The sequence below is a fragment of the Pseudomonas sp. FW306-02-D09B genome (assembly GCF_058782685.1).
On sequence record NZ_JBYSXY010000006.1, the window covers coordinates 247,071 to 265,282 of the forward strand.

Here is an 18,212-nt window from a genome sequence, read left to right on the forward strand (position 1 = left end):
CCAGCTCAAATTCGTGGATCAAGATCGCGGCTCAAGAGCGCGGATCAAGATCGCGGATCAAATGCATCGCGCAATGCTTCACCGATAAACACCAGTAAGGAAAGAATCAGCGCCAGGGTAAAAAACGCCGTCAGCCCGAGCCACGGGGCTTGCAGATTCTGTTTGCCCTGACCGATCAACTCGCCCAGCGAGGCGCTGCCTGCGGGCATGCCAAAGCCGAGGAAGTCGAGGGCGGTGAGGGTCGAGATCGCCCCGGTGAGAATGAACGGCAGGTAACTCAAGGTCGCGTTCATCGCATTGGGCAGAATATGCCGCACGATCACTTTACGGTCGGTCAGGCCCAGTGCGCGCGCCGCTTTGACGTACTCCAGGTTGCGCCCGCGAAGGAACTCGGCGCGCACCACGTCCACCAGTGCCAGCCAGGAAAACAGCGCCATGATCCCCAACAGCCACCAGAAATTCGGCTCGACGAATCCCGACAGGATGATCAGCAGGTAGAGCACCGGCAGCCCCGACCAGACTTCCTGCAAACGCTGACCGAGCAGGTCGACCCAGCCGCCGTAGTAGCCCTGCAAGGCGCCAGCGGCGATGCCGATCAGTGCGCTGATGAAGGTCAGCGCCAACGCAAACAGTATCGACACCCGGGCGCCGAAAATCACCCGCGCCAAGACATCGCGCGCCTGATCATCGGTGCCCAGCCAGTTGACCTTCGAGGGTGGACTCGGCGCCGGCTGATTGAGGTCGTAGTTCGGCGTGTCGTCGCTGAACGGGATCGGCGGGAAGAGCATCCAGCCGCCATCCTTGTGGATCAGCTTCTGCACGTAATCACTGCGGTAGTCGGCCTGGAACGGCAGTTGCCCGCCGAACTCTTGCTCGGTGTAGCGCTTGAACGCCGGGTAGTACAACGAACCCTGATAGCTGAGTACCAGTGGCTTGTCATTGGCAATCAACTCACCACCGAGGGTCAGGACGAACAGGCCGATGAACAGCCACAGCGACCACCAGCCTCGACGGTTTTTCTTGAAGCGTTCGAAGCGTCGGCGCGCCAGGGGCGAGAGATTGAGCATCAAGCGTTCCTCGCGGCGAAGTCGATGCGCGGGTCGACCAGGGTGTAGCAAAGGTCGCCGATGATTTTTATCAAGAGACCGAACAGGGTGAAGATGAACAGCGAACCGAACACCACCGGGTAGTCCCGGGACACCGCCGCTTCATAACTCATCCGTCCCAGGCCATCGAGGGAAAAGATCACCTCGATCAACAGGGAACCGGCAAAAAATACGCTGATCAACGCCTGGGGAATGCCCGAAACCACCAGCAGCATTGCGTTGCGAAACACGTGGCCGTAGAGCACTCGGCGTTCACTCAGGCCTTTGGCGCGGGCGGTGACCACGTACTGACGGGTGATCTCGTTGAGGAACGAGTTCTTGGTCAGAATGGTCAAGGTAGCGAAACCGCCGACTACCAGCGCCGTCACCGGCAGCACCAGGTGCCAGAAGTAGTCGGCCACTTTTCCCAGTGTCGACAACTGATCGAAATTCTCCGAGACCAGTCCCCGTACCGGAAACCAGTTCAACGACGTACCGCCGGCAAATACCACGATCAGAAACATTGCAAACAGGAACGCCGGCAACGCGTACCCGATGACGATTATGGTGCTGCTCCAGATATCGAAGAGGCTACCGTGATGCACAGCTTTGCGAATGCCCAGCGGAATCGATACCAGGTAGGTGATCAGTGTCGCCCAAAGCCCGAGGGAGATGGTCACCGGCATTTTTTCAAGGATCAGGTCGGTGACCGTGGCACCGCGAAAGAAGCTCTTGCCGAAGTCCAGTCGGGCGTAGCTGGTGATCATCAGCCACAGGCGTTCCGGTGCCGGTTTGTCGAAACCGTACTGTTTTTCGATGTCCTTGATCAATTGTGGATCAAGCCCGCGGCTGGCCCGCGAGCCGTGGCTGATGGCATCACCGGAAGACCCGATGCTTGCGCCGCCGATGCCTTGCAGGTGAGCGATGGCCTGTTCGACCGGGCCACCCGGTGCGGCCTGCACGATCACGAAGTTGACCAGCAGAATGATCACCAGCGTCGGAATGATCAGCAGCAAACGTCGAACTATATAAGCCAGCATCAATGCGGCCCTCCGGGTTTGCCACGGCTGATGCGTTCGACGGCCATCTGTTCGTTGGTCAGCGGCGTTGGGCTCATTTCCCACCAGCTCTCGATGGCTTCGTCATTGCTCGCTTGTATCGCCGGAATGCCGAAACGGTTCCACCACACGGTCGAGGAGCCTGGCGGGTAATAGTTGGGAATCCAGTAGTAGTTCCATTGCAGCACCCGGTCCAGTGCGTGGGCATAACGCAGCATGTCAGCCTGGGTGGTGGCTTTGACCAGACCGGTAATCAGCGTGTCGACGGCCGGATTTTTCAGCACCATGTAATTATTGGAGCCGGGGTCGGTGGCGGCGGCCGAGCCGAAGTAGTTGTACAGCTCGCTCCCAGGCGAGGTAGTCACCGGATAGCCGGTGACGATCATGTCGTAGTCACGGCTCATCAAGCGGTTTACGTACTGTGACGAGTCGATCCGGCGGATGTCCAGATTGATCCCGATCTGCGCCAGGTTGCGCTTGTACGGCAGTAGCAGACGGTCCATGCCGTTCTGGCCGATCAGGAAGGTAAACGCCAGTGGCTCGCCTTCGGCGTTGACCAGTCGATCGCCATCGGCTTTCCAGCCAGCTTGTTCGAGCAGCGCCAGTGCCTGCAATTGCTTGTCACGGATCAGGCCGCTGCCGTCGGTCTTCGGTGCTTCGAAAACCTCGGTAAAGACCTCGTCTGGAATCTGCCCGCGCAAGGGTTCGAGAATCGCCAGTTCGCCGGCATCGGGCAGTTGCCTGGCTGCCAACAGGCTATTGGAAAAGTAACTCTGCTGGCGAATGTACATATCGCGCATCATCTGCCGGTTACTCCACTCGAAATCCCAGAGCATCGCCAGGGCCTGACGTACACGGCGGTCCTGGAACATCGGCTTTTGCAGATTGAACACAAAACCCTGGGAAGGTTGTGGTGCCTCTTTGGCCAGATGAGCTTTTTGCAGGCGACCGTCGTTCAACGCCGGACCTTCGTAACCGATGGAATACGCAGTGGCCGAGAACTCGCGGTTGTAGTCATAGGCACCGCCGCGCAAGACCTGACGAGCGACGTCGGTGTCGCCGAAGTACTCGATGCTGAAATGGTCGAAGTTGTACAGGCCACGGCTGACAGGCAAGTCCTTGCCCCACCAGTCTGCGTTGCGCTCGAAGGTAATGCTGCGCCCCGAATCAACCTTGCCGACGCGGTACGGGCCGCTGCCCAGGGGGGCTTCGTAACCACCGCCATTGGCGAAGTCGCGGGTTGTCCACCAGTGCTCGGGAAATACTGGCAGAGTCGCAATGTCCAGGGGCAGGGTGCGGTTTTCGTTGCTCTTGAAGTCGAAGCGAATAGTGCTCGGCGACTCGACTTCGACGCCTTTGACGTCGGCGAATTGGGTGCGATAGCGCAGGCTGCCCTGGGTCATCAGCAGGTCAAAGGTGTAGCGCACGTCTTCGGCGGTGATGGGCGTGCCGTCGGCGAAGCGAGCCTTGGGATTGAGGTAGAAACGCAGCCACAGACCATCGTCGGCACGCTCCATTTTCTCTGCCACCAACCCGTACACGGTGTAGGGCTCATCCAGCGAACGCTGGGCCAGCGGCGAGTAAATCATCCCGTCGACCTGAGTCACGCCAATCCCCTTGTCGATGTACGGCAACACGTGGTCGAAGTGGCCGATTTCCATCGCCGAGCGGCGCATGCTGCCGCCCTTGGGGGCTTGCAGGTTGGTGTAGGCAAAGTGACTGAAACCGGCAGGGTACTTGGCTGGTTCGCCATACACGGTCAAGGCGTGTTGTGGCGCAGCGTTCACGCCTGCGGTGTTCAGCAGCAAGGCCAGGGCCGTGAAGATCAATGAGGGGAAAGCCAGTCGCATTGTCAGCCTTAAGAGCCGGATGATCGATAAGCACAATTTGTACGCTAGCAGCGCGTGACTCGCCAGCCATAATCATTCGATCCAAACGCAACGGCCCACCAGAAGGTGGGCCGTTGTTTGAGCAAATCGCGGAATAATCAGTCCTGGCGGCTGGTCACTTCCAGCAGGTGGTAACCGAACTGGGTCTTGACCGGACCTTGTACGGTGTTGACCGGAGCGCTGAAGACCACGGTGTCGAATTCCTTGACCATCTGGCCTGGACCGAACGAACCGAGGTTGCCACCGTCACGGCTCGACGGGCAAGTGGAGTTGGCTTTGGCGATTTCGGCGAAATCAGCGCCGCCTTCGATTTGGGCTTTCAGTTCGTTGCACTTTGCTTCGGTGGCAACCAGGATGTGGCGGGCAGTGGCTTTGGCCATGAGAGAAATCTCCATTCAATGTTCAAGTAAGGTGCTGAGCCTACCGGATTCAGTGACCTATTTCTCGTCAAAGTTCCGTCAAACCATTGCCTGCTGTCGCGACGACTTGCCGTCGCCGCCGTCACCCAACGTCAACAAACCCTAGAGACCGATGCCTTTCAAGCGTTCGGCATGCAGCAAGTACAATTCGACGGGGTCGATGCCTTTGCGTATCAGACCGGCCGTTTGATTGATCGCATCCAGGTGGTCCATTGGGTAATCGGAGCGCAGGACGGTGCCCAGGTGCGAGCTGTAGCGGCCGACCATCCCGTCGTTTTGCTCGGTCTCGCGAGTGAAAAACCTGGAAAACCCTCGACAAAAAGCGTGCAGTGGATCGAGCGCATGCAGCCCTGTATCCAGCAGGTTGCCCTGCAATGTGCCACTCCAGGAGTAGTAACGAACGCCGTTGACCAGTTCTTCGCCGTTGCCACCCCAGGTCTTCGGCAGGCCTTGAGGGTATTTGGCATTGAAGGCCGCGACGCCTTCAGTCGTTAAAGCGTTGAGGGCGGCGACGGCGTTCTGCGGGATATTCGGGTTGCCACTGATAAACGACAGGAATTCGACAAACAACGTCGAGACTGCCACTGCGACGTGTTCTGGCAGGTGGCCGGGGGTCAACGCTTTGCGCAAGCAGTCGGCGAGCTCGGAGCCATGGTTCGGTCCGCTGACCGAGGTCACCGAAGCGATGTTCTGGGGGGCCATCGCTGCGGCATAACGAGCGGTCAGTGCACCTTGGCTATGACCGATCAGATTGACTTTGCTCGCGCCGGTGCCTGCCAGCACCCGATCGATTTGTGCCAGCAGTTGCTCGCCACGGACCTCATTGCAGTGAGTGGCCGAGAGGTGGGGTATGAACACTTGAGCACCAGTGTTCCTCAGTGCCTGTTTCACGCCATGGAAGAGTTCCAGTTTGCCGATGCTTTCGAATCCGAAGAGACCATGGACCAGCAGGATCGGGTGTTGCGTGATTGCATTCCGTTGCATGGGCGTACCTGTATTCCGTAAGTTCGAGTGGGGTTCACGTCCTCACTCTAATGCAGGGCGACAGGCGAGCGGTGTGGGAAAAAACCGCTAGAAACTGTTGAAAGCGGAATAGAAATAGCGGGAAAGATCAGATTTTTTCGAGGCATTGCTCGGAACATTTTGAGATCTTTTCGTCAGTGATTGTCTGGCACTGCCGTTCCAGAGGTGCAACTGGAACGGCAGTGCCGGGCAATTGATCGCTGAGTACTTGTATGTGGGTTTGTTCAGATGCCCGCTTCAGATCCGCGCAGTTTCAGGCTGGCGTTGCGCAACAATTGCTCGGTCGCCTCCCACCCCAGGCAGCCGTCAGTCACCGAAACGCCATAGCGCAGCGACGTGCTTAACGGTTGGCAGCCTTCGAACAGATGACTTTCAAGCATCATGCCGATCAGCGAGCGATTGCCGCTCAGGCGTTGCTCAAGCACTTCATTGAACACGGCTGGCTGGCGTAGCGGGTCTTTACCGCTGTTGGCATGGCTGCAATCGACCATGATCCGCGAGGCAATCTTCAGTTTCTGCAAGTCGTTCTGTATTTGAGCGACGCTCTGAACATCATAGTTTGGCCCGCGATGCCCGCCGCGCAGTACCAGATGCGTATCCGGGTTGCCCTGAGTCTGAATGATTGCCGGGTGCCCCTGGCTGTCGACACCGAAGTGCCGATGCGGATGCGCTGCCGAGCGCATGGCATCAGTGGCGACGCCGACACCGCCATCGGTGCCGTTCTTGAAACCGACCGGCATGCCCAGGCCGCTGGCCATCTCACGGTGAATCTGTGATTCGGTGGTGCGCGCGCCGATTGCGACCCAGCTCAGCAGGTCATCGAAGTAGCTGGCGGCCATGGGTTGCAGCAGTTCAGTGGCGATCGGCAAACCGAGGCGAAGCATTTCGCGCATCAATTCACGGGAGAGGGTCAAGCCACCGACCATGTCGTCGCTGCCATCCAGGTGCGGGTCGTAGGCCAGGCCTTTCCAGCCCACCGTGGTGCGAGGTTTTTCGATGTAGGCGCGCATTACCACGAGTATTTCATCGCTGACGTCGGCCGCAAGCCGGGCGAGCTTGCCAGCGTATTCGAGGGCGGAGTGCGGATCGTGTATCGAACAAGGGCCGACGACGACCAGCAGACGGGAGTCTTCACCGTCGAGAATCGCGCGAACCGCTTCACGGTGGGCAGCGACCTGTTGGGTCAGCGTGAGGCTGAGTGGCAATTGGTGCTTGAGTTGCAGCGAGCTGGGCAAACGCTGGGTCAGCGCTTCATTGGCCGGGCTCAAGGTGGACAGTGGCAGAGCAGAGATGGACGAGTTCATATTCAGGCTTCCTGGGCTGGCAGCGGGTTCGGTCCCGCGCGCTCGGCCCTACTGGGGTGTTCGACAATTGGCCGGGTTGGCTTCGAGTGTGTGCATGCCACCTGTGGGTGACCGATCGGAGGCGGCAGGCTGTCCCGAGCGGAGGCTGCTAAATCGCCAGGCGGAAAAACTGTCGTAACGGTAATAAGTGGCGTAGTTCATGTCGTGATTCCTTGAAGTCAGTGATGTCGCTAAAAATGTATGGGGCTGAAAAAACAAAACCCCCGGTCGGGAAGCCGACCGGGGGTTGAGAATTCTCTGGTAGGCGACCCCTTGAGTAGTGGGCGCCGTGTGGGTATCAGGCGCGCCAGTGGCTAAACCAATACCCAAAATAAAAGTTTACCGGTGCGCAGACGCCATTTACCCGTGCAGCCGCAACCGAGCGCGGGGCGCTGGCGATGCGAAGCTGTGAAGGGGTATGCAGCATGGTCTGTCTCCGATGAATGCGCCGAGCTTACTAGAGGCGGGTGTGCAGATTCAATCAGTAAATACTATCGGCTCGCAGGTCGGTTTCTATGGCTTAAGCACGGCGTAGCTTTGTGCCACACTTCGTGATTGCTCGCGGACACTCATCAAGGACAACGCAGATGACGACACTGACCATCGCTGCCGCACAATCGATCTCGATTGCCGGGGACCTTCGCGCCAACATGACTCGGCACCAGCACTTCATCCAGGTCGCCGCCGAGCAGGGCGTACAACTATTGGTGTTCCCCGAGTTGTCACTCACGGGGTATGAGCGTGGATTGGCGGCGCAATTGGCGATCGCGCCGGATGCAGCGGTTTTGCAGCCACTGCGGGATCTGGCTCAAGAGCTGGGTATCACCGCTGTGGTCGGAATGCCAATTCGCCTGGCGGCCGATTCGCCGGTACTGATTGGCGCGCTGGTACTGGCTGCCGATGGTTCGCTGGGGGTCTACAGCAAGCAGCATTTGCATTCGGGCGAGGAGGTGGCGTTTGCACCGGGGTCGGGCGGTTCGCTGCTGACAATAGGTGACGATACGATCGCGTTGGCGGTGTGCGCTGACTTTTCGCATGCCAGTCATGCCGTTGCGGCCGCCGACATGGGGGCGAACCTCTACGCCGCAGGCGTGCTGATTACCGAAGGTGGCTATGCTCCGGACACCACATTGCTGCAGGGGTATGCCGGCGAGCACTCGATGGTGGTGCTGATGGCCAATCATGGCGGTGCGACGGGCGGTTGGGAGTCGGCGGGGCGCAGTGCAATCTGGGCGCCGGACGGTTCGCTGATCACAGCGGCCCCGGGAACCGGGGATTTACTGGTGATCGCCCGTCGAAATGCCAGCGAATGGAGCGGGGAGGTCCTGCCCGTGGTCAGTGCATGAGGAGGGCAAATGGATCTTGAACTGCGGCCGGCCTCGGCGGAACATTTGTCATTTGCGCGAGCACTGACGTGCCAGACGATGCTTGGCTATTACATTCGCCATGACCTGCCGTGGATCGACGAGGCTTTCGATGTTGCCTGGGCAGGTCGGGAAAACTGGCTGATTTGCCAACATGCATCGGTGCTGGGTTTTACCAGCCTGAGCCGCGACTCGAAGGCCCTGTACATTCGCGAGTTGCATGTGGTCGAGGCCTCTCGCGGTCAGGGCGTTGGCACCTGGGCCATCGAACAGGTGTTTTCGAAAGCCTGTGCAGAGCGACGTCCGGCGTTGCGTTTGACGGTGTTCGAGGACAATCCCGCGCAAGCGCTTTATCAGCGCATGGGCTTGCAGATTGTCGGGCAGGACGACTGTTTCCTGAGGATGGAGCGTAAATGTCTGCGCTGAAAGGTCTGCAAAGCCTGTAGCTCAAGCCATTCAAGACGAATTGAAACTTTTTATATAGCGCTTGCTGCTAGGTCTACCGGATGCTTTTTGCTAAGGTGTTCGGCAACCAATAAGACCATATCGCGAGGTGTCTGCTTGATTAGGGTGCTAGTAGTCGATGACCATGATCTCGTTCGTGCAGGTATTACACGAATGTTGGCTGACATCGATGGTCTGCAAGTAGTCGGCCAGGCTGAGTCGGGGGAGGAATCCCTGCTTAAAGCGCGTGAGTTGAAACCGGATGTGGTGCTGATGGACGTCAAGATGCCTGGGATCGGCGGTCTTGAAGCCACGCGCAAGTTGCTGCGCAGCCACCCGGACATCAAAGTCGTCGCTGTAACCGTGTGCGAGGAAGATCCGTTTCCTACCCGACTGTTACAGGCAGGTGCCGCGGGCTATCTGACCAAGGGCGCAGGGCTTAATGAAATGGTGCAGGCGATTCGCCTGGTATTTGCCGGGCAGCGTTATATCAGTCCGCAAATTGCCCAGCAGTTGGCGATCAAGTCGTTCCAGCCGAGCAATGATTCGCCCTTCGACGCACTGTCCGAGCGGGAGATCCAGATCGCCCTGATGATTGTCGGCTGCCAGAAAGTCCAGATCATTTCCGACAAGCTATGCCTGTCGCCAAAAACCGTGAACACCTACCGTTACCGCATTTTCGAGAAGCTTTCGATCAGCAGCGATGTTGAGTTGACGCTGTTGGCGGTTCGTCACGGCATGGTCGATGCCAGCCTCTGACAATGACTGACCCGTTTGATCCAAGCGCCTTCCTTTCGACCGTCAGTGGGCGCCCTGGTGTGTATCGCATGTTCGACAGCGATGCGCGCCTGCTGTATGTGGGCAAAGCCAAGAACCTGAAGAAACGTCTGGCGAGTTATTTCCGCAAGACCGGTCTGGCACCCAAAACGGCTGCATTGGTTGGCCGGATTGCCCAAATTGAAACCACCATCACTGCCAACGAAACCGAAGCACTGCTGCTTGAGCAGACGCTGATCAAGGAATGGCGGCCGCCTTACAATATTCTCCTGCGAGACGACAAGTCCTATCCGTACGTATTTCTTTCGGATGGCGATTTTCCACGCTTGAGCATCCATCGCGGTGCGAAAAAGCTGAAGGGCAAGTACTTCGGTCCTTACCCGAGCGCCGGTGCGATTCGTGAAAGCCTGAGCCTGCTGCAAAAGACCTTTTTTGTTCGTCAGTGCGAAGACAGCTACTACAAGAACCGCACGCGACCTTGCCTGCAGTACCAGATCAAACGGTGCAAGGCACCTTGCGTTGGCCTGGTCGAACCGCAGGTGTACGCCGAGGATGTGCGTCACTCGGTGATGTTCCTCGAAGGTCGCAGCAATGCGCTGACAGACGAGCTGTCCGCAGGCATGGAGCAGGCGGCGAGTACCCTCGATTTCGAGCGGGCGGCCGAGCTGCGGGATCAGATTTCCCTGCTGCGCCGGGTGCAAGATCAACAGAGCATGGAAGGCGGAACGGGGGATGTCGATGTCATCGCGGCGTTCATCAACCCGGGCGGTGCCTGTGTTCATCTGATCAGTGTGCGTGGCGGACGGGTGCTGGGCAGCAAAAACTTTTTCCCACAGGTGGGTATTGAAGAAGATGTTGCCGAGGTGATGGCGGCGTTTCTTGGCCAGTACTTCATCAGCAGTCCCGAACGCGACTTGCCGAGCGAATTGATCGTCAATGTGGTCCACGAGGACTTTCCGACCCTGATTGCGGCCATTGAAGAGCTGCGTGGTCGCGAGTTGACTATCAGCCATCGGGTCCGCGGTACGCGAGCACGCTGGCAGCAACTGGCCGTGACCAATGCCGAGCAGGCGCTCGGGGCGCGTCTGGCCAACCGTCAGCACGTTGCCGCACGGTTTGAAGCCTTGGCGCAAGTGCTTGACCTGGATGAGCCGCCGCAACGGCTGGAATGCTATGACATCAGTCACTCGAGCGGCGAAGCGACAGTGGCGTCTTGCGTGGTGTTTGGCCCGGAAGGGCCGCTGAAGTCCGACTACCGCCGCTACAACATCGAAGGTGTCACACCGGGCGATGACTACGCGGCGATGCATCAGGCGCTGACTCGACGCTTCAGCAAGCTGAAGGACGGCGAGGGCAAGTTGCCGGACATCTTGCTGGTGGACGGCGGCAAGGGGCAGTTGTCCATGGCGCGTGATGTGCTCAACGAGTTGGCCGTGCCTGACCTGATTCTTCTGGGCGTGGCCAAGGGCGCGACGCGCAAGGCCGGGTTTGAAACGCTGTATCTCAATGACGCCGCCCACGAGTTCACCTTGCGCGGAGATTCTCCGGCGCTGCACTTGATCCAGCAGATCCGTGATGAGGCTCACCGATTCGCCATTACCGGTCACCGCGCGCGACGTGGTAAAACCCGTCGCACTTCAACGCTTGAAGGCGTTGCCGGGGTAGGGCCGACACGGCGGCGTGACCTGTTGAAACATTTTGGTGGATTGCAGGAGCTGTCTCGTGCAAGCATCGAAGAGATCGCCAAAGCACCGGGGATCAGTAAAAAGCTCGCTGAGTTGATTTATGCAAACCTGCACAGCGAGTAGAATGCCCAACTCACCTCGTAGCCAGTTGTGCCGATGAATATCCCTAATCTGATCACCGTTCTACGCGTTCTACTTATCCCGATCTTCATTTTGCTGTTTTACCTGCCGTACCAATGGAGCTACCTGGCGTCCGCCTCGGTCTTCGCGTTCGCTGCGGCTACCGACTGGCTGGATGGCTATTTGGCCCGCCGCCTGGAACAAAGCACACCGTTCGGCGCATTTCTCGATCCGGTAGCCGACAAACTGATGGTCGCAGTGGCATTGGTGCTGCTGGTGCAAGAGCATGGCAACCTGTGGCTCACGCTGCCGGCTGCGGTGATCATCGGCCGTGAAATCGTCGTCTCCGCACTCAGAGAGTGGATGGCCGAACTGGGCGCGCGTGCGCATGTTGCCGTCTCGAACCTGGGCAAATGGAAAACCGCTGCGCAGATGCTGGCGCTGGTGATCCTGCTGGCCAATCCGTCGGACTTCAGCTTTTGGGTTCTGGTGGGTTATACCTTGCTGATGGTCTCCGCAGGCCTGACGTTGTGGTCCATGGTGCAATATCTGCGTGCTGCCTGGCCGCATCTGAAAACCGATGTAGAAAAAAAATAAAACTTTTTTGAATCAAGGGGTTGACGAGACTTCCAAATTCTATAAAATGCGCCACACCAAGACGCGGGAATAGCTCAGTTGGTAGAGCACGACCTTGCCAAGGTCGGGGTCGCGAGTTCGAGTCTCGTTTCCCGCTCCAAATACAGAAAAACGCCACTCAATGAGTGGCGTTTTTTTTGTGCGTTATTTTATTGGTACGTCCATTCGCAACGTAAAAAACCTCGTAAAAATTACAGCCTCAAGGACATGGATGGCTTGCACCTATTCGTCAGCTCGAAGGGTGCCAAGAGCTGGCATTTTCGTTTTAACTGGCTGGGTAAACCGGCTCGCATTTCCTTGGGAATGTATCCGGAAATAAGCCTTAAAGACGCTAGGCTGGCACGCGATCAAGTTCGAGCCTTGGTTGCCAAGGGCGCTGACCCTCGCGCAGCTTGAAGAGAGGATCGTTTTACCGCTTTGGCGGCTGATGAGAACTCCTTTACAGCGGTCTTCCTCGCATGGCGAACCTTCAAGGCAGTCACACTGAAGCTGGGACGCCCTTGATGGATTGATGAGGGGTAGAGGACGTTGAGTCCGGTGCTGACAGGCGGTTGTTGGTTACAAAGTCAGCTGCCCGCTGTGCAAAGGCGTCTTCCCCATAGCTGAGGGCAGCAGCACCTACACGGTGGGCGGAATTGCTGTGGCGCTGGACGGTATGAAAACCGCCTGTGGTGCCAGCCTGATCGCCAGTGATCCGAAGGGGGCTGTGATCAGCTGGCAGCCAAGCACTTCAAGGCGGGGTATCCGACTGTTGTGACTACTCGATGTCGTGCAAACGTAATCACAGGACGAACGAGAATACAGTGAACACCCCGCCTGGGCAGGCACAAGGCGATGAGTTGATTGAGTAGATCGAATAGGCCGGGGCGCCAAATGAAATGTAACCGGTTTTTAAGGGGGTATAGTTTGTGTTATCAGCTGTGGCCACAGCCTTGTCCCCTATGCAAAGGGGCGTTTCCCAACGACGGCCACAGTGATCTACCCGACTACGATGTATGTCTCCGGTGAGCCTACCCCCCGACGCTGATCGCTTAGGGGCGGATGAATAACCTCTTGAATCACAACAACTAGTTCTTCACCGTTTCCTCAAGACTAAAACGTCCCAACGGATTTTGCTGGAAGTGTTCGATGTTTTTGCGCGAAACGTTGATGTACGGGCTGTAGTAGAGGTCGATCCAGTTGACGTCCTGCTTGGCCATCGTCTGCAGGTCGGTATACATCTGCTTGCGCTTGCTCGGGTCCACTTCGACTCGTGCGGTAGCGACCAGATCCTTGACCTTGTCGTTCTTGTAGCGGGTCATGTAATTCATGTTGGTGTCGTGCCCCAGAACGAAGGTGGTCTTCTGGTCCGGATCAAGGATGTCGTTGGTCCAGTACATCACGGACAGATCGTAATCGCCGTCGATCAGCATTTGCCAGCTCTGGGTCGGGTCGACTTTCTGCAAGGTGACAGTCACCCCCGCTGCTGCGAGCTGCTGCTGAACCAGTACGGCGATCTGCTCATCGGCCTCGTTGCCAGCGTTGACTACATAGTTGAGCTTCAGGCGTGAAGCGCCAGCATCCGCCAACATTTTTTTTGCTTTTTCCGGGTTATACGGGCGCTGCAGATTATCGGCATTGTGATAAAGCGCACCTTTAGGGATATATGAATAAGCCACTTGGCCATGGCCGAAAGTCACGGTATCGACCAGGGACTTTTTGTTGATTGCAAGATCCAGTGCTTGGCGCACTTCAGGCTTGGCCAGCAGTCCGTGTTCATGATTGATCAATAAGTGATCTTCCCGGGTGGAGGGGTTCATGTGCACGACCAGGTTGGAGTCCTTCTTCAGGGTTTCGACGCGGGAGAAGGGGACGAAGATTGCCGAGTCCAGTTCGCCTGCCTGTACCTTCAGCATCCGCGTATTGTCATCCGGTATGGAGATCCACTCCACGCCATCCAGACTGACTTTGTCGGCCTGCCAGAAGTTTGGATTCTTCTCCAGTACTACGCGATCCCCACGCAACCACTCTTTGACGGTAAAGGCACCGGACGCAACAGGCTCCTGGGCGTAGGCCTCCTCACCCATTTTTTCCATGGCTTTCTGCGATAGGATGGAAACATTGGGTAATGCCAGTTGCGAGAGGAACGGCACAGAAGGGGTTTTGAGCGTCACTACCAGTGTCTGTGGGTCGATCGCTTCAGCTTTGTCGATAATCTTGTAAGAGTCGCTCCATAGCGACCCTTTGTTGTCGCGAATGCGCAATAGGCTGAACACCGCATCGCTGGCGGTAATCGGTGAGCCGTCGGAGAACTTGGCCGAGCGCAGCTTGAAGGTGTAGGTCAGGCCGTCATCGGAAATTTTCCAACTTTCAGCCAACCCCGGTACCAGCTTGGTACCCGCGTTGTCGACACGCACCAACACATCATAAACATTGGAGAACACCCAGTTATCACGGTTCTGTGCGCTTTTGATCGGGTCGAAGGTTGTGCTTTCTTCACGGCAACCGATGGTCAGTACGCCTGCCGCCTGGGAGACGCCGGCTGCAAGTGTGCAAGCAGCCAGCGTAGCGGCGGTCAACAGTTTCAGATGTTTCGATTTCATGGTCAAAATCCCTCTTGATGAATGTGTTGGTTCTATAACAACGGCTCTCCGAGCACGCAGCTGTAGCGGTGCCCCTTGAGGTTATGGGTTGGCGCGAGCGTTTCGGCGCAGATGGGTTGCGCATGCTGGCAGCGTGGGTGAAAGGCGCAACCGGATGGACGATTCAAAGGACTGGGCGGCTCACCCGGCAGGGGCATGCTCGGCAACGGGCGAGTCGGATTGATGTTCGGAATGGACTGGATCAATGCGGCGGTATAAGGATGGCGCGGGGAGCTGAATACGGCCTCCACTGGGCCCTCTTCAACGATCTGGCCGAGGTACATTACCGCTACTCGATCACACAATCGCTGAATGATTGCCAGGTCGTGGGCGATGAACAGAATCGCCAGGTTCATGCGCTGGCGCAGCTCCAGCAGCAGGTTGATGATCTGTCCCTGGATGGAAACATCCAGAGCGGCCACGCATTCGTCGGCGATGATCAGCCGCGGCTCGATGGCCAGCGCCCGGGCAATACCTACACGTTGGCATTGGCCACCACTCAACGAGCCGGGCTTGCGGCTGGCCAGCTCCGACCGCAGACCGACCTGTGTCAGCAATTCATCGACTCGGCGGGGAATCAGTGGTGTAGCGACCTTGCGTTGCACCCGCAGTACCTCAGCAATGGTTTCACCGATGCTCAGCCGCGGATTAAGGGCAGCATAAGGGTCCTGGAATATCATGGCGGTCTCGCGCCGCAGCCGTTCGATGTTGATCTTCCCGCCTAGGGCCATGTCGACCCCATCGAACAGTACTTGCCCGGCGGCAATATCATTGAGGTGCAAGATGGCCCGGCCAAGGCTGCTCTTGCCACTGCCCGACTCCCCCACCAACCCAAGAACTTCCCCTGCGGCCAGACTTAGCGATACACCGTTGACTGCATTCACCCATTGCCTGTTCATCCTGAACAGGCCACTGCCGGGAGCGGCGAAGCGCACCTGCAGATCCTTCACTTGCAACAGCGTCATAACTGACCTGCCGCAGTCAGCGGGTAATGGCAGGCTACCCGCTGCCCCTCAGCCATGATTTGTAAATCCGGCAACAACATCGTGCATTGGCTGCCTTGCTGCAGGCAGCGTGGATTGAAGCGGCAACCGGAGGGCAACGCATCCAGCAGAGGAGGCTGGCCGGCGATGGTCCTGAGCATGGCATGGCCGACGCTGGAGGCGGGTTGGCAGTCGATCAGGCCGGCCGTATAGGGATGCCGCGGTCGAACCAGTAGTTCATGCTTGCTACCGTGCTCGCAGAGCCGACCGGCATACATCACTGCGATGGAATCACAGGTTTGGGCGACGACACCCAAGTCATGGGTGATCAAGATGATCGACAAACCGCGTTGGTCGCGCAAGTCCAGTAGCAGGCGCAGAATTTGTGCCTGCACAGTGACATCCAGAGCGGTGGTCGGCTCGTCAGCGATTAGCACCTGGGGGTTGCAAGCCAATGCCACAGCGATCATCGCCCGCTGACGCATGCCGCCGGAAAACTCATGGGCATAACTGTCGACCCGCCGCGGCGGGTCGGGAATGCCCACTTGACGCAGCACCTCGATGGCCTGTGCCCGCGCTTCACGTTTGGACGCGCCCTGATGCAGGCGAATACCCTCGCCAATCTGCTCACCGATACGCATTAACGGATCAAGGTGACTGCTGGGATTCTGAAAAATCATCCCCAACCGTCGACCACGTATGGCGCGCATTCCGGCTTCGTCCAGCTGTAACAGATTCTTACCGGCAAGCTGCACGGCCTTGCCCTGGACCCGCAGGCTTGGCGATGGCAGCAGACGCATCAAGGCGCGGCAGGCCATAGTCTTGCCTGAACCGCTTTCGCCGACTAGACCGAGGATTTCGCCTTCGGCCAGGTCAAACGACAAGCGATCTACCAGAGTGACGTCGCGCTCACCGTTATGGGCGATCACGCTGAGCTCCTCGACGTGCAGCGCCGGTGTACTCATGAGCGCTCTCCGAGGTGTTCGGCAACACCGTCGGCCAGCAGGCTGAAACCCATTGCCAGGGTGACGATCGCCAGCCCAGGGAAGGTGCAGATCCACCAGGCACTGGTGATAAAACTCTGACCTTCAGCGACCATCGTACCCCACTCGGCGGTAGGTGGCTGAACCCCTAAACCGAGGTAACTGACCGCTGCACCGTTGAGCAATACCAGCACCGCATCGGACATGGAAAACACGATCGAGCCGAATAAGGCGTTGGGCAGCAGATGCCGAAACAGAATGCGTCCATGGCCGAACCCCAGGCTTTTCGCTGCCAAGGCGAAATCGCTTTCCTTGAGCACCAGGATCTGTGAACGGATCAACCGTGCATAGGACACCCAGCCCACTAAGGCCATAGCAACGTAGAAGCTGCTCAAGCCTGGCCCGAGAATGGCCATGATTGACAACATCAGCACCAAAAAGGGGAAGGCCAGGATGATATCGATCAGGCGCATGCAGATCGTGTCGAAGCGGCCACCGATATAGCCGGAGAGTGCTCCAATACAGGTGCCGATCAGGAAAGGGAAAACCACTCCTATAACCGATATCTGCAGGTCGATGCGGGCTCCCCAGATCACTCGGGAAAGAATGTCACGGCCGAAATTATCCGTGCCGAACGGATGCACCAGACTCGGCGCCAGCAGGCGGATATCGGTGTTCTGGGCGATCGGATCGAAAGGCGCGACCCATGGTGCGAAGAGCGCCAGCAACAGCCAGCCAAATAGAATCACCAGCCCCGACACGATAGCCAGACGGCCGTTGCGCACGCTGAAACGCAGGCGCAAGCACCAGCCTGGAATCATGACCTGGCTGCTCATCGCATGTTCACCCGCGGATCGATCGCCACCGTTACCACGTCGGCTAGGAAGTTGACTACCACGGTGGCACAGGCCAGCACCATGGCGACTCCCTGCACCACCATGTAGTCACGGGTGAAAATGCCACGCACCAGCAATTGGCCGATACCGGGAATGGCGAACAGACTTTCAATGACTACCGTACCGCTGATCAACCAGCCGATATTCACCGCCAGCAGGTTGATTGCTGGCACCAGCGAGTTGGGTAGCACGTGTCGCCGAAATACCGCCCCCTCGGGCAAGCCGCGGGCCCGAGCCGCGGTGACATGATCGGCCTGTAACTCCATGAGCATACTGGCTCGCAGGTTGCGCACCAGAACCGCGGACAGCGCCAAGGCAATAGTCAGGCACGGCAGGAGCATGTGATGCAGCTTGTCCAGCCAGGTACGTCCATAACCCGAGACCGGAAACAACCCCAGTTGCACACTGAACAGCAGTATCAACATGATTCCCAGCCAAAACGCCGGCATCCCAAGGCCGGCGGTGGTGAACAGACGAATCAGGCTATCGCTCCAGCCGCCTTTGTTGCGTGCGGCCACCGTTGCCAGAGGCACGGCGATCAGTAACGCCAGCAACACGCTGCCCAGTACCAGGAACAGGGTGGGTTCAATGCGGGTACTGATCAATTTTAGGGCATCGACCTTATAGAGCAGCGATTGGCCGAGGTCACCCTTCAACAGGTTCTTGAGAAAGAAGAAATATTGCATCCACAGCGGCTGATCGAGACCGTACTGAGCACGAATCCTGATCAGCGCATCCGGCGTGCTGCGTGAGCCCAAGAGTGCCCGAGCCGGGTCGCCAGGAATCGAACGCACGAGCACAAAGGTGATCACGCTGATCCCAAACAGCACCGGTAACAACTGCAGCGGACGGGACAGGATGAAACGATAGCGCGCCAGATTCATTG

The 18,212-nt window shown here is 58.0% G+C and carries 16 protein-coding genes, 1 tRNA gene and 2 pseudogenes; 8 read left to right on the forward strand and 11 right to left on the reverse strand.

Going from position 1 to position 18,212, the window contains the following annotated elements:
- Positions 1 to 44 precede the first annotated feature (44 nt).
- The 6 genes from AC3WK5_RS13035 to AC3WK5_RS13060 form a co-directional block, all read right to left on the reverse strand.
- Positions 45 to 1,067 (reverse strand): ABC transporter permease, encoded by a 1,023-nt coding sequence (locus tag AC3WK5_RS13035; RefSeq protein WP_054596816.1) that lies wholly within the window; start codon positions 1,065 to 1,067, stop codon positions 45 to 47.
- Positions 1,067 to 2,125 (reverse strand): microcin C ABC transporter permease YejB, encoded by a 1,059-nt coding sequence (locus AC3WK5_RS13040; RefSeq protein ID WP_103315242.1) that lies wholly within the window; start codon positions 2,123 to 2,125, stop codon positions 1,067 to 1,069. The genes AC3WK5_RS13035 and AC3WK5_RS13040 overlap by 1 nt, the downstream gene beginning before the upstream one ends.
- On the reverse strand, positions 2,125 to 3,993 hold the full coding sequence (locus tag AC3WK5_RS13045; protein ID WP_103315243.1) for an extracellular solute-binding protein: 1,869 nt from the start codon (positions 3,991 to 3,993) through the stop codon (positions 2,125 to 2,127). Before AC3WK5_RS13045 ends, AC3WK5_RS13040 begins: the two co-directional genes overlap by 1 nt.
- Positions 3,994 to 4,130: 137 nt before the next feature.
- On the reverse strand, positions 4,131 to 4,412 hold the full coding sequence (locus AC3WK5_RS13050; RefSeq protein WP_054596819.1) for a peptidylprolyl isomerase: 282 nt from the start codon (positions 4,410 to 4,412) through the stop codon (positions 4,131 to 4,133).
- A gap of 141 nt (positions 4,413 to 4,553) precedes the next feature.
- Positions 4,554 to 5,435, reverse strand: a complete 882-nt coding sequence (locus tag AC3WK5_RS13055; RefSeq protein WP_103315244.1) for an esterase/lipase family protein — start codon at positions 5,433 to 5,435, stop codon at positions 4,554 to 4,556.
- A 263-nt stretch (positions 5,436 to 5,698) separates the two neighbouring features.
- Positions 5,699 to 6,778: a 3-deoxy-7-phosphoheptulonate synthase gene (locus tag AC3WK5_RS13060; RefSeq protein WP_103315245.1), complete on the reverse strand. Its 1,080-nt coding sequence runs from the start codon at positions 6,776 to 6,778 to the stop codon at positions 5,699 to 5,701.
- Between the two features lie 626 nt (positions 6,779 to 7,404).
- Here AC3WK5_RS13060 and AC3WK5_RS13065 point away from each other — a divergent pair.
- From AC3WK5_RS13065 to AC3WK5_RS13100, 8 genes and pseudogenes are all read left to right on the forward strand, one after another.
- Positions 7,405 to 8,163, forward strand: a complete 759-nt coding sequence (locus AC3WK5_RS13065) for a carbon-nitrogen hydrolase family protein (protein WP_103315246.1) — start codon at positions 7,405 to 7,407, stop codon at positions 8,161 to 8,163.
- A 9-nt stretch (positions 8,164 to 8,172) separates the two neighbouring features.
- Entirely contained in the window at positions 8,173 to 8,607 is a 435-nt protein-coding gene (locus tag AC3WK5_RS13070) for a GNAT family N-acetyltransferase (protein WP_103315247.1), read from the forward strand.
- 135 nt (positions 8,608 to 8,742) lie between these two features.
- The gene (gacA, locus tag AC3WK5_RS13075) at positions 8,743 to 9,384 is read left to right on the forward strand and encodes a response regulator transcription factor GacA (protein WP_081013790.1); all 642 of its coding nucleotides are present in this window, start codon (positions 8,743 to 8,745) and stop codon (positions 9,382 to 9,384) included.
- 2 nt (positions 9,385 to 9,386) lie between these two features.
- Positions 9,387 to 11,210, forward strand: coding sequence for an excinuclease ABC subunit UvrC (gene uvrC / locus AC3WK5_RS13080; protein WP_054596825.1), 1,824 nt, complete (start codon positions 9,387 to 9,389; stop codon positions 11,208 to 11,210).
- Between the two features lie 33 nt (positions 11,211 to 11,243).
- Positions 11,244 to 11,804, forward strand: a complete 561-nt coding sequence (gene pgsA / locus AC3WK5_RS13085; RefSeq protein ID WP_054596826.1) for a CDP-diacylglycerol--glycerol-3-phosphate 3-phosphatidyltransferase — start codon at positions 11,244 to 11,246, stop codon at positions 11,802 to 11,804.
- 63 nt (positions 11,805 to 11,867) lie between these two features.
- A tRNA-Gly gene (locus AC3WK5_RS13090) sits at positions 11,868 to 11,943 on the forward strand.
- Between the two features lie 86 nt (positions 11,944 to 12,029).
- Positions 12,030 to 12,239, forward strand: a pseudogene (locus AC3WK5_RS13095) (Arm DNA-binding domain-containing protein); the annotation flags it as partial.
- 151 nt (positions 12,240 to 12,390) lie between these two features.
- Positions 12,391 to 12,600, forward strand: a pseudogene (locus AC3WK5_RS13100) (PAAR domain-containing protein); the annotation flags it as partial.
- A gap of 310 nt (positions 12,601 to 12,910) precedes the next feature.
- Here AC3WK5_RS13100 and AC3WK5_RS13105 read toward each other — a convergent pair.
- The 5 genes from AC3WK5_RS13105 to AC3WK5_RS13125 are packed head-to-tail and all read right to left on the reverse strand — an operon-like array spanning position 12,911 to position 18,210.
- Positions 12,911 to 14,425: an ABC transporter substrate-binding protein gene (locus AC3WK5_RS13105; protein WP_103315248.1), complete on the reverse strand. Its 1,515-nt coding sequence runs from the start codon at positions 14,423 to 14,425 to the stop codon at positions 12,911 to 12,913.
- Between the two features lie 32 nt (positions 14,426 to 14,457).
- Complete coding sequence (locus AC3WK5_RS13110; protein WP_103315249.1) at positions 14,458 to 15,429, reverse strand: ABC transporter ATP-binding protein; 972 nt, start codon at positions 15,427 to 15,429, stop codon at positions 14,458 to 14,460.
- A complete protein-coding gene (locus AC3WK5_RS13115) occupies positions 15,426 to 16,412 on the reverse strand; it encodes an ABC transporter ATP-binding protein (protein ID WP_103315250.1) in 987 nt (328 codons plus the stop codon). The genes AC3WK5_RS13110 and AC3WK5_RS13115 overlap by 4 nt, the downstream gene beginning before the upstream one ends.
- Positions 16,409 to 17,266 (reverse strand): ABC transporter permease, encoded by an 858-nt coding sequence (locus tag AC3WK5_RS13120; RefSeq protein ID WP_103315251.1) that lies wholly within the window; start codon positions 17,264 to 17,266, stop codon positions 16,409 to 16,411. The genes AC3WK5_RS13115 and AC3WK5_RS13120 overlap by 4 nt, the downstream gene beginning before the upstream one ends.
- Entirely contained in the window at positions 17,263 to 18,210 is a 948-nt protein-coding gene (locus tag AC3WK5_RS13125; protein ID WP_054596831.1) for an ABC transporter permease, read from the reverse strand. The genes AC3WK5_RS13120 and AC3WK5_RS13125 overlap by 4 nt, the downstream gene beginning before the upstream one ends.
- Positions 18,211 to 18,212 lie beyond the last annotated feature (2 nt).

Excerpts from the sequence above, each read along its gene's own strand:
- pgsA (WP_054596826.1), top strand. The coding sequence starts at position 11,244 with ATGAATATCCCTAATCTGATCACCGTTCTACGCGTTCTACTTATCCCG.
- AC3WK5_RS13035 (WP_054596816.1), bottom strand. The coding sequence starts at position 1,067 with ATGCTCAATCTCTCGCCCCTGGCGCGCCGACGCTTCGAACGCTTCAAG.
- AC3WK5_RS13125 (WP_054596831.1), bottom strand. The coding sequence starts at position 18,210 with ATGAATCTGGCGCGCTATCGTTTCATCCTGTCCCGTCCGCTGCAGTTG.
- AC3WK5_RS13115 (WP_103315250.1), bottom strand. The coding sequence starts at position 16,412 with ATGAGTACACCGGCGCTGCACGTCGAGGAGCTCAGCGTGATCGCCCAT.
- AC3WK5_RS13060 (WP_103315245.1), bottom strand. The coding sequence starts at position 6,778 with ATGAACTCGTCCATCTCTGCTCTGCCACTGTCCACCTTGAGCCCGGCC.
- uvrC (WP_054596825.1), top strand. The coding sequence starts at position 9,387 with ATGACTGACCCGTTTGATCCAAGCGCCTTCCTTTCGACCGTCAGTGGG.
- AC3WK5_RS13070 (WP_103315247.1), top strand. The coding sequence starts at position 8,173 with ATGGATCTTGAACTGCGGCCGGCCTCGGCGGAACATTTGTCATTTGCG.
- AC3WK5_RS13065 (WP_103315246.1), top strand. The coding sequence starts at position 7,405 with ATGACGACACTGACCATCGCTGCCGCACAATCGATCTCGATTGCCGGG.
- AC3WK5_RS13040 (WP_103315242.1), bottom strand. The coding sequence starts at position 2,125 with ATGCTGGCTTATATAGTTCGACGTTTGCTGCTGATCATTCCGACGCTG.
- AC3WK5_RS13045 (WP_103315243.1), bottom strand. The coding sequence starts at position 3,993 with ATGCGACTGGCTTTCCCCTCATTGATCTTCACGGCCCTGGCCTTGCTG.
- AC3WK5_RS13105 (WP_103315248.1), bottom strand. The coding sequence starts at position 14,425 with ATGAAATCGAAACATCTGAAACTGTTGACCGCCGCTACGCTGGCTGCT.
- AC3WK5_RS13055 (WP_103315244.1), bottom strand. The coding sequence starts at position 5,435 with ATGCAACGGAATGCAATCACGCAACACCCGATCCTGCTGGTCCATGGT.
- AC3WK5_RS13120 (WP_103315251.1), bottom strand. The coding sequence starts at position 17,266 with ATGAGCAGCCAGGTCATGATTCCAGGCTGGTGCTTGCGCCTGCGTTTC.
- AC3WK5_RS13050 (WP_054596819.1), bottom strand. The coding sequence starts at position 4,412 with ATGGCCAAAGCCACTGCCCGCCACATCCTGGTTGCCACCGAAGCAAAG.
- AC3WK5_RS13110 (WP_103315249.1), bottom strand. The coding sequence starts at position 15,429 with ATGACGCTGTTGCAAGTGAAGGATCTGCAGGTGCGCTTCGCCGCTCCC.